Annotated in this window: 7 protein-coding genes; all 7 read right to left on the minus strand. The window is 68.1% G+C overall.

The window, feature by feature from the left end; all coding sequences use genetic code 11:
* Positions 1-21: 21 nt before the first annotated feature.
* Entirely contained in the window at positions 22-1272 is a 1251-nt protein-coding gene (locus ACFWFI_RS36920) for a cytochrome P450 (protein WP_387399139.1), read from the minus strand.
* A gap of 93 nt (positions 1273-1365) precedes the next feature.
* Positions 1366-2268, minus strand: a complete 903-nt coding sequence (locus ACFWFI_RS36925) for a DUF4097 family beta strand repeat-containing protein (protein ID WP_387399142.1) — start codon at positions 2266-2268, stop codon at positions 1366-1368.
* 241 nt (positions 2269-2509) lie between these two features.
* Complete coding sequence (ddaH, locus tag ACFWFI_RS36930) at positions 2510-3337, minus strand: dimethylargininase (RefSeq protein WP_387399145.1); 828 nt, start codon at positions 3335-3337, stop codon at positions 2510-2512.
* A gap of 148 nt (positions 3338-3485) precedes the next feature.
* A complete protein-coding gene (locus ACFWFI_RS36935; protein ID WP_387399148.1) occupies positions 3486-3713 on the minus strand; it encodes an MbtH family protein in 228 nt (75 codons plus the stop codon).
* Between the two features lie 39 nt (positions 3714-3752).
* A complete protein-coding gene (locus tag ACFWFI_RS36940) occupies positions 3753-5069 on the minus strand; it encodes a lysine N(6)-hydroxylase/L-ornithine N(5)-oxygenase family protein (protein ID WP_387399151.1) in 1317 nt (438 codons plus the stop codon).
* 146 nt (positions 5070-5215) lie between these two features.
* The gene (locus ACFWFI_RS36945; RefSeq protein ID WP_387399154.1) at positions 5216-5896 is read right to left on the minus strand and encodes an FMN-binding negative transcriptional regulator; all 681 of its coding nucleotides are present in this window, start codon (positions 5894-5896) and stop codon (positions 5216-5218) included.
* 55 nt (positions 5897-5951) lie between these two features.
* Positions 5952-9620: non-ribosomal peptide synthetase (locus ACFWFI_RS36950; RefSeq protein WP_387399157.1), on the minus strand; the 3669-nt coding region annotated here is incomplete at its 5' end.

Consider the following 9620-nt stretch of genomic DNA (forward strand, 5'->3'; position numbering starts at 1 on the left):
GTTCTCGACTGTGCGGCGGATTCAGAATTTGACCGGCAGTTTGTGCAGGTGACGGCCCTCTCCCGGGAGATCGAAGTACTCCAGTTCGTCACGCGCCGCGCCGAGCCGCAGCGCCGTCTGCTGGATGAGCAGCTGGTCCAGCGCGACCTCGGCCTCGAGTCGGGCCAGTGAGGCGCCGATGCAGTAGTGGGCGCTGTGGCCGAACGCGACGTGGCCCACGCCGCGCCCCAGGTCGCGGGTGATGTCGAGGCGTTCCGGTGCCTGGTACTCGTCGGGGTCGAAGTTCGCGGCGAGAAGGGCGCTCGTCACCGCTTCCCCCTTCTTGACGGGCATTCCGGCGAACTCCAGGTCCTCCACCGCGTACAGCGGGGCGCCCATGGGCACGGGTGAGGTGAACCGCAGCAGCTCGGTGACGGCGCGGCCGAGGAGTTCCGGCTCGGCGCGGAGCCGGGCCAGTTGGTCGGGGTGGTCGAGGAGAGCGAGCACCGCGCTGGCGATGAACAGCGCGGGTGGCGTGATGCCGGTGTTTATCAGGAGCAGGATGAGGGCGACCATCTCCGTCTCGGTCAGGCCGTCGGGGTCGTCCTTCCCGGAAGCGATCCAGCCGGAGACGAGATCGTCCATCGGTGCGGCGGTGCGGCGGGCGATGAGGTCCTTGGAGTGATCGACCATGTTCCGCAGGGCCGGGATGACCAGGTCGATGTCTCCGGAGGCGTACTCACGGATCCAGGTCCGCATCCGGGGCACGTCGGCCTCGTCGATGCCGATGAGCGCGCAGATGACCGTCGACGCGAGCGGGTACCCGACGTCCTCCAGAAGCTCGGCCTCCTTCCTGGCGGCGAGCGGCGCGACAAGCTCCTTCGTGATCTGTTCCAGACGCGGGCGGAGGGCGTTGATGCGCCGGGCCGTGAACGACTTGGTGACCAGATTCCTCAGCCGGCTGTGCTCCTCGCCGTCGACGAGCACCATGATGCCCAGGTAGTCGCGGTACTCCGCGGGCAGTCCGTACGCCTCGATCATCTGCTCCGCGATGCTGGGGCCGTCCTGCGCCAGACCCGGCACCTTGCCCTGGTCCCGGACGAACCGCGGGTCGCTCAGGACCGCCTTGGCGTCCTGATAGCGGGTGATGAGCCAGACGGGTGTCTCGATATCGGGCAGGGTCACGCGGACGAGCGGGGCCTGACGCCGCAGTTCCGTATAGCCGCGGACGGGCTCGCTGACGAGCTCCGAAGTCAGCGCGAAGATCTCGGTCTCCTGCGACGTGACGGTCATGGTGGTCTCCTTCGGACGCGGGCCGCGTCGGGGTGTGGTCGTTCGGGGATGGAAGAGATCTCCGGCCGGGAGTGCTCCCGTCGTGGCCGGATTTCAGCGCGCGGAGCGCGGGCCGGCGTTGCGGACCAGCACGTTGCCCGAGCCCGCGCGGGCGCGGATTCGCACGTCGGGCCTGGTGAAGGCCCGTACCTCGGCGCTGCGCAGGATGTTGGTCACCCTGCCCGAGTCGGTTCGCAGATCGAGCGAGGCCCTCGCGTCCTGGGGGACGGCCGTCTCCAGGTCTCCGGAGGCCGTACGAAGGACCACCGGGCCGCACGCGGCCTTGTTCAGGCGCACATTTCCTGTGCTGGTCCTGATGTCGACCGCCGCATACGCCAGGTCCACCACGACGTCTCCGTCGGCGGCTGCCACCTTCAGCGCACCTGTGATCCGGCCGAGTCGCGTGTCGCCGTGCGCGTTGCTGACCCGCGCCGCGCCCAGGACCTCGGTGACGCGCACCCGGCCACGCCCGGTCATGATCTCGGCGGATCCGGTCACCCGGCCGAGGAACAGGTCGCCGCTGACGGTGCGCAGGTGCACCGGGCCGACCTCGTCCAGCCGGATGTCGCCGCGCGTGGTGGTGAACCGGCATTTCCCCAGGCGTCCGGCGGCGTCGAGGTCCGCGGACCCGGCATGCCCGTGGAGGGTGGAGCCGGCGGGGAGTTCGACCAGGACGGCCAGGGACCCGGCCGACAGATCCGACCGCCGGGTCCGCGCGGCCCCGATGCTCAGTGTTCCGTCCGCGAACGTGATCTCGGCCAGTTCGGCGGCGCGTACGTCGGCCGCTGCGGCAGGGTCTCCCGGGGAGATCCGCACGTGGGTGTCCGTACGGTCGCTCGCACGGACGCAGACTGCTCCGGCGCCGAGTCCGAGCACGAGCGCGATCGGCTCGGGCGTCTCGAACGCAGTGGTGACCGGCTCGTGTCGGGTGCCGTCGACGTGGGTGGTCGGATCCATGAGCGCCAGAGTGGTGTGGGAAAGGAACGCTCACAAGTGCTGTCGGCCGCACCTCGGCCCCGTTCGAACGGCTCTGAACAGGCACAACCGTGTGGCGCCGGGTGTACAGCGGCTGGATTTTGGACACTTGAACACGCTGTCGGGCGGACATGCCGGTGCGTGTCCACCCCCGGGTAGGGGGCGGACACGCACGCGTGGGGCCGGCGTGAGGGTGGCGTCGTGCCCCACGTCTGCCGTCTCGCTAGAACCGCAGTTCCTGAGTGCAGCACTTCACGCTGCCGCCGCCCTTGAGCAGCTCGGAGAGGTCGGTGCCGTGGGTCCGGAAACCGCGGGCTCGCAGCTGTCCGGCAAGTTTTTGGGCCGCTTCGGGGAGGACGACGTTGAGGCCGTCGCTGACGGCGTTGAGGCCGAGGACGTCCGCGTCCTCCTGGTCGACGAGCAGGGCGTCGGGGAAGAGACGGGCGAGGACTTCGCGGCTGCCGAGCGTGAATGCCTGCGGGTAATACATGATCTCGTCCCCGTCGAGCACACACAGCGCGGTGTCGAGGTGGTAGAAGCGGGGATCGACCAGTTCGAGGCTGATCACCGGCCGGCCGAAGAACTCCTGCGCTTCCTGGTGCCCTTCGGGGGTGCATCTGAAGCCGCGTCCGGCGAGTATCCAGCTCTCGGTGACGGCGAAGTCGCCCTCGCCCTCGTTGACGTGGTGAGGGTCGTGGATCTCGGTGAAACCGTTCGCGCGGTACCAGGCCCGGTGGGCCGGCGCCTCGGCGGCCCTTTCCTCGTTGAGGAATTTGGCCCCCAGTACCTTGCCGTCCACGACGGTGGCCCCGTTCGCCGAGAAGACCATGTCGGGCAGGCCCGGCACCGGGTTGACGAGGTCGACCCGGTGGCCCAGGGAACGGTAGAGGCTGTACAGCGACTCCCACTGGAGGAGGGCCGTTCTGGTGTCCACCGGCTTCGCGGGGTCCATCCAGGGGTTGATGACGTAGCTGACGTCGAAGTGCTCGGGGCGGCACATCAGGTAGTGGCGTCGAGTGACCTTGCGGCTGTGCACCGATACGGAAGTCATGTCATCTCCGGGTGGGGTGATCAAGTACTGGCGTAGGGGTGCGCACGCGCGGTGGCACTCCGGGGGCGGGAGGGCGGGCCGGGCCCGTTCCGGGCGTCGGTGGCCGGTACGGGCCCACGCTCGCTGTCTCCCTTCCTCAGCCCTGCGGTCAGACGCGGACGGTGTCCCTGTCCATCGCGTTCCGCAGGCTCTTGGGCCGCATGTCGGTCCAGTGCTGGTCTATGTAGCCCAGGCACTGCTGGCGGCCTTCCTCTCCGTACGCGACCCGCCAGCCGGCAGGCACGTCGGTGAACGTGGGCCAGAGTGAGTACTGCTCCTCATCGTTCACCAGGACGTAGAACCGGCCGTCGGTGTCGTCGAACGGGTTGGTGCTCATGGGCAACTCCAAATCCTTCGGAAATCCTGCGACGTGTGTTCACGTCGCGCTGTACTGCCGGGTGCTCCTCCTCTCGGCGATCGAGTCGGCGATCTCGCCGCTCCTGATGGCGATGTTCGACAGGAGCGAGGACGCCAGTCCGTGGGTGTGCTCGGTGCCGCCCTGGAGGTAGACACCGCAGGACACGTCCGCGGTGGTGGCCAGCCGGTAGTCCCGCTCGACGCGGAACCGGCCCCCCTCGTCGCGCAGGCAGTGGCCTTCCAGCTCGCCCAGCAGCTCGGTCGGCTCCATGGAGTCGTAGCCGGTGGCGCAGATCAGCACGTCGACGTCGACCTGGTAGGCCTCGTCGTTGCGCACCGAGTGCATCGTGAGCCGGACGTCTTCACCGGTCTGCTTCACGCTGTCGACCCGGGACAGGTTGAGGAACTCGAGCCGGGGGGTCCCGCGTACTTCGTCGTCGTACGCGCGCTGGTGGAGGTCCCTGATCACCTCGTCGTCGACCACCCCGTAGTTGGTGTTCTTGTGGTAGCGCCAGAAGGAGTCCTTCGACCGCTGGCTGCCGTTGTAGTAGTCGTCCACGGCGTCGGCGTCGAAGATGCGGTTGGCGAAGGGGGTGTCGTCCGCGATCGAGTAGCCGTAGGACGGCATGATCGCGGAGACCGTCGCGTCCGGTAGCGCGTCGTAGACGTAGCGGACGATCTCGGCGGCGCTCTGGCCGGCGCCGACGACGGCGACCCTTTTCACCTTGCTCTGGTCCAGCTTCCGGAATTTCTCGAGGAATTCCGAGCTGTGCCATATGCGTTCGTCCCTGTCGATGCCCGACGGCATCTTGGGGACGAGCCCCGTGGACACGACGATGTTGCGGGCTTTGACCAGGCGGGTGCCGTCGCGGGACCCGGTGTCCCGCAGCTCGACCTCCACATGGTCGGCCGGCGTGTCACCGTGTGTCCGAGGGAGCTTGACGGACACGACTTCCGAGCTGTAGGTGACCCGGTCCGAGAAGCTCGACTCGGCCCACTCGAGGTAGTCGTGGAATTCCTGCCGGGTGGGGAAGAACTCCTGGTTGTTGACGAACTGGGCCAGCCTGCCGGCGGCGTGCAGGTAAGCGATGAAGCTGAACCTGGAGGCCGGGTTGCGGAAGGTGGACAGATCCTTCAGGAAAGAGATCTGCATTTTCGCCGACGGGAGCAGCATGTTGCGGTGCCAGCCGAGAGTCGGCTGGCGCTCGAAGAACGCCGCCGATACAGGCTTTCCGTGCCCATTGCTCTCGTGCTCCTCCAGGGCAACTGCCAGTGAGAGGTTGGACGGACCGAAGCCGATGCCGACGACCTCGTAGATTTCATCCTTGATTCCCATTGCGATTCTCCCGCCGGTGGTGGTTTTCGAAAAACTAGTGCACGAAATGCAGACCGGTCAACGATTTGTACCGCGAAATTGCGAGGGGTCTTTTCGGCGCATGCCGATAAATTCAGCGCACACCGATGTTTATGCTCTGAGTACTTTCAGGCCGCGTGCGGGCAGCCGGGTGGGGGCAGCTTCCCCATCAGCCGGGCAGCCTCCCGATGCCTCCCGGAGTCGGAGCGCGCGGCGAAGGATTCGCGTACGCGCTCGCGGACATGCGGGTCCTGTTCCTGGCTGAGTTTGAACATGCCTTCCGCTCCGGAAACGTCGATCCGGAAGCCGCCCACGGCCGGCAGGATCTTGCGGAAGTAGTCCTGGGAGTCGGACATGTCCCAGGCGTCGCCGAAATCGGCTTCGAAGGCCCGCACCGTGGACCTGACCAGCTCCAGCGTCTCCTCGCCCGCCTGGTCGTGCTCGATCTTGCGGAGCACGCCGTGCACATGGACGGAGGTGAAGTTCCAGGTCGGTGCGGACGGGGTCTGCTGATACACCGTCGGCGAGACGTAGGCGTGCGGGCCGGTGAAGGTCAGCAGGACCTGGGCGCCGTCGTCCAGTGCCTTCCAGTGCGGATTGGCCCTGTTCATATGGCCCAGCAGCCGGGCGCCTGAGAGATCGGCCGCCCAGTCCCCGGTCATCGTCGGATCCTGGATGACCGGGAGATGCGTGGCGTAGGGGCCCGCTTCCCGCGGGCCGTTGGAGACCATCAGTGCCAGCGGATTGCCACGCAGGATGTCCACCATCCAGGGCGCGGACGGCTGACGGTAGGGAGCAGGAACGAACATTCGAAAAGCACATCCTTCGGTGCGGGTAGGTGGTGGCGCCGGCGTGGGTGGCCGCTCAGAAGGCGTCGAGCGCGCGGGCGATGGCCGCGGTCACGGCGGGAGCGTGCTCCGGCGTGCAGATCTCGTAGTGGGTGCCGGGGACGTCGTGCACCCGCAGCGTTCCGGTGATGTGCGACTTCCATTGGTCCATGTACGGCGCCTCTGGATTCAGCGTCGCGTTGAAGAAAAGGGCGTCGCCCTCGTAAACGGGCTGCTCGAACCGCTTCAGCATGTCCACGTTGTTGACGACGACGGCGGATGCGATTTCGAGCAGGCGCTCCTCGTCCGAGTCGGCGAGGTCGCCGATGTGGTCCCTGAGCAGGCCGCGCACCTGTGCGAGTTCGAGGTCCGCGTTGTCGGCGAAGTGTCCACTGGGCGCGGAATCCAGGAGCCCGAGCAGCGCGACTTCGTGGCCCCGGCTCTGCAGTTCCGCGGCTATCGCGTGGGCGACCACACCGCCGAAGGACCAGCCGACGAGGTGGAAAGGGCCTTGCTTCTGATAGGAGAATATCTGCTCGATATAGTCGTCGACCAGGGTTTCCAGACGACCGGGAAGGGGAGTTTCACCGTCCAGACCGCTCGCCTGAATTCCGTAGGAGGGGCGGTCCGCAGGCAGCCTGCTGGTGAAATTCAGATACGGCCAGGCCAGCCCGCCGGCCAGGTGGATCCACCACAGCGGCTCCTTGTCCCCGCCGGACTTGATGGGAAGCACCCGAGCGAAGGGGTCGGAGTTCTCGGACGCGTCGCCGGCCGCTTCCAGGCAGACGGCGAGCTCGGCGACCGTGGGTGACTGGAACACCGCCCGCATGGGCAGCACCGCGTCCAGCACGGTGCGGATACGGCTGTTGAGCCGGGTGGCCAGGAGCGAGTGCCCGCCCAGGACGAAGAAGTCGTCGTCGATCCCGACCCGGTCCAGGCCCAGGATGTCGGCGAACAGATCGGCCAGTGCCTCCTCGGTCCGCGTGCGGGGCGCCCGGTACTCCTGCCCCGCGAACTCGGGTGCGGGCAGAGCGGCCCTGTCCAGCTTTCCGTTGGGGGTCAGCGGGAGCCGGTCGAGGACCATGAAGGCCGCGGGAACCATGAAGGCCGGCAGCTTCTCCGTGGCGAACTCACGCAGTTCGTCGGTGCCGATGTCACCGTGCTCGGCGCCCACGACGTACCCCACGAGCTGTTTGCCCGTTCCGCGGCCCTCAAGGGCGACGACGGCAGCCTGGGCGACGGCCGGATGGGCGACGAGCGCGGCCTCGACCTCGCCGGGTTCGATGCGGAACCCACGGATCTTGACCTGGGCGTCACCCCGCCCCACGTACTCGAGTTGGCCTTGGCGGTTCCAGCGGGCCAGGTCACCCGTGCGATACATCCTCTCGCCCGCGGGTCCGTAGGGGCCCGCGACGAACCGCTCAGCGGTCAGGTCGGCCCGGCCGCGGTAACCGCGCCCGACGTCGCCCGCGATGTACAGCTCGCCGACCACTCCGACCTGGACCGGTTCGAGGTTCGGTCCCAGGACGTAGGCGCGTACGTGCCCCAGTGGCGATCCGATCGGGGCGCTGCCCGAACCGTCCCACTCCTCGCCGTCGGGGACGGTGAAGGTGGTGGCGTAGAAGGATTCACTCTGCCCGTAGGCGTTGATCATCTTCACGCTGGGGAAGGTCTCGCGGATCTGGCGGACCAGGCCGGCCGGAAGTGCCTCTCCCGCGAACACCAGCGTGTCGACATGGGTCCGGCCGGCGAGCTGGTCGACCAGCTCGGCGAAGACCGAGGGGACGGTGCTGATGACGTTGCCGTCCCACCTGTCGCGCTCGCTCAGGGCGAGAACGTCACGGACGACTTCGACCACACCGCCGGTGCACAGCGTGGTGAAGATCTCGAAGGCGGAGACGTCGAAGTTGACCGAGGTGCCGGCCAGCATCCGCCGGCCCGGCGCGGCCCCGATGCGGGTGGCGAGGTGCAGCACCCCGTTGACGACGTTGCTGTGGGTGATGGCGACGCCCTTGGGAGCGCCGGTGGAGCCCGAGGTGTACATCACGTACGCCAGGTGCTGCGGCCGCAGGCCCACGGGCCGTGCTCCCCCGCCGGCCTCGACCGCCGGCTCCGTGCCGGTGGCCGGCTCGTCCAGGAACAGCAGTGGCAGGTCGTGGTCCGGCAGCACGCCGACGGTGTCGTGGTCGGTGAGGATCAGCTGGGGGGCCGCCTCGGTGAGGATGTACTCCAGCCGATGGCTGGGGTATCTGGGGTCGATCGGCAGATAGGCGCCACCGGACTTGAGGACGGCGAGGAGGCCGGCCACGAGGTCGGTCGAGCGTGGCAGCGCAACCGCCACCACGGTCTCAGGGCCCACTCCCTGAGCGGTGAGTTCCAGGGCGAGCCGGCCGGCCCGGGCGTCGAGTTCGCGGTAGGTGAGCGAGACGCCGTCGCAGACCACCGCCTCGGCGTCGGGGGTGGCGGTCACCTGCTGGGCGAACAGCTCGGGAATCGTCACCTGGGGGGACAGGGTGTCGACGTGGTTGAACTGATTGAGCAGCCGGTCGCGTTCGGCGGTCTCGAGCACCTTGACGTGTCCGAGGTGCCGGGAGGGGTCCTCGGACAGTTGGCGCAGGATGCGCTGGAGACTGCCGGCCAGGGACTCCACCGTCGCGCGGTCGAAGACGCTTTCCTTGTACTGCAGGGCGAGCCGCAGGTAGGGGTCGGCGTCGGCCATCAGGGTCAGTGGGTAGTGGGTGCCGGAGAAGGGGCGGATGCCGGTGAAGGAGATGCCACCCGCCGTGTTCGCGTCGGTGAGGCCTTCCTGGTCCACCGGGTAGGACTCGAACACCACGAGCGTGTCGAACAGGGCACTCAGGCCGGTGGTCCGGTGGATCTCCGCCAGGCCGTAGTGGTGGTGGTCCAGGAGCGCGGCCTGGCGCTTCTGCAGGCTCTGCAGCATGCCGCCGAAGGTGTCGCCCGGTGTGTACCGCGCTCGTACAGGCAGGGTGTTGATGAAGAGGCCGACCATGGAGTCGACGTCGGTGACCGCAGGCGGGCGCCCCGATACGGTCGCGCCGAACAGCACGTCCTGGCGTCCGGTCAGTTCGCCGATGAGGACCGCCCAGGCCCCTTGGAGCAGGGTGTTGACGGTGATGCCGAGCTCGGAGGCACGTCTGTTGAGCAGGCGGGCTTCGTCCATGGGCAGCACGACGTCGACCTGCCCGGCTGCCGAATCGTCCACGTCGTCGCCCTGCCGGGCGGTGACGGGTGCGACCAGGGTGGGCTCGTCGACGCCTTCGAGTTCGCGGGCCCAGGCCAGTGCGGTCTCGTCGTGGTCCTGCCGGGAGAGCCAGACGAGGAAGTCCCGGAAGCCGCGGGTCCTGGGCAGGACCGAGCCGTCGCCGGCCGATCCGTACAGGCGCAGCAGGTCGGTCATGATGATCGGGAACGACCATCCGTCGAAGAGCACGTGGTGCGCGGTGAGGACCAGTTCGGCCTTGTCCGGGCCCGTGGTGAGCAGGGTGAACCGGATCAGGGGCGGTCGGGCCGGCTCGAAGTGACGGTGGTGGTCCTCGGCGAGGAACCGCTCGAAGGCCGTCTCTCGCTCGTCCTCGGGCAGGTGGCTGAGGTCGATCTCCTGCCAGGGGACTTCGACGCCGTCGACGACGACCTGTACCTGGTTGCCGTCGGAGTCGTCGACGAAGGCGGTGCGCAGGTTGGC

The organism is Streptomyces sp. NPDC060209, from assembly GCF_042728155.1.
Taxonomy (GTDB): Bacteria; Actinomycetota; Actinomycetes; order Streptomycetales; family Streptomycetaceae; genus Streptomyces.

Coding starts and splice junctions, on each gene's coding strand:
- ACFWFI_RS36920 (WP_387399139.1), bottom strand. CDS start 1,272: ATGACCGTCACGTCGCAGGAGACCGAGATCTTCGCGCTGACTTCGGAG.
- ACFWFI_RS36925 (WP_387399142.1), bottom strand. CDS start 2,268: ATGGATCCGACCACCCACGTCGACGGCACCCGACACGAGCCGGTCACC.
- ddaH (WP_387399145.1), bottom strand. CDS start 3,337: ATGACTTCCGTATCGGTGCACAGCCGCAAGGTCACTCGACGCCACTAC.
- ACFWFI_RS36935 (WP_387399148.1), bottom strand. CDS start 3,713: ATGAGCACCAACCCGTTCGACGACACCGACGGCCGGTTCTACGTCCTG.
- ACFWFI_RS36940 (WP_387399151.1), bottom strand. CDS start 5,069: ATGGGAATCAAGGATGAAATCTACGAGGTCGTCGGCATCGGCTTCGGT.
- ACFWFI_RS36945 (WP_387399154.1), bottom strand. CDS start 5,896: ATGTTCGTTCCTGCTCCCTACCGTCAGCCGTCCGCGCCCTGGATGGTG.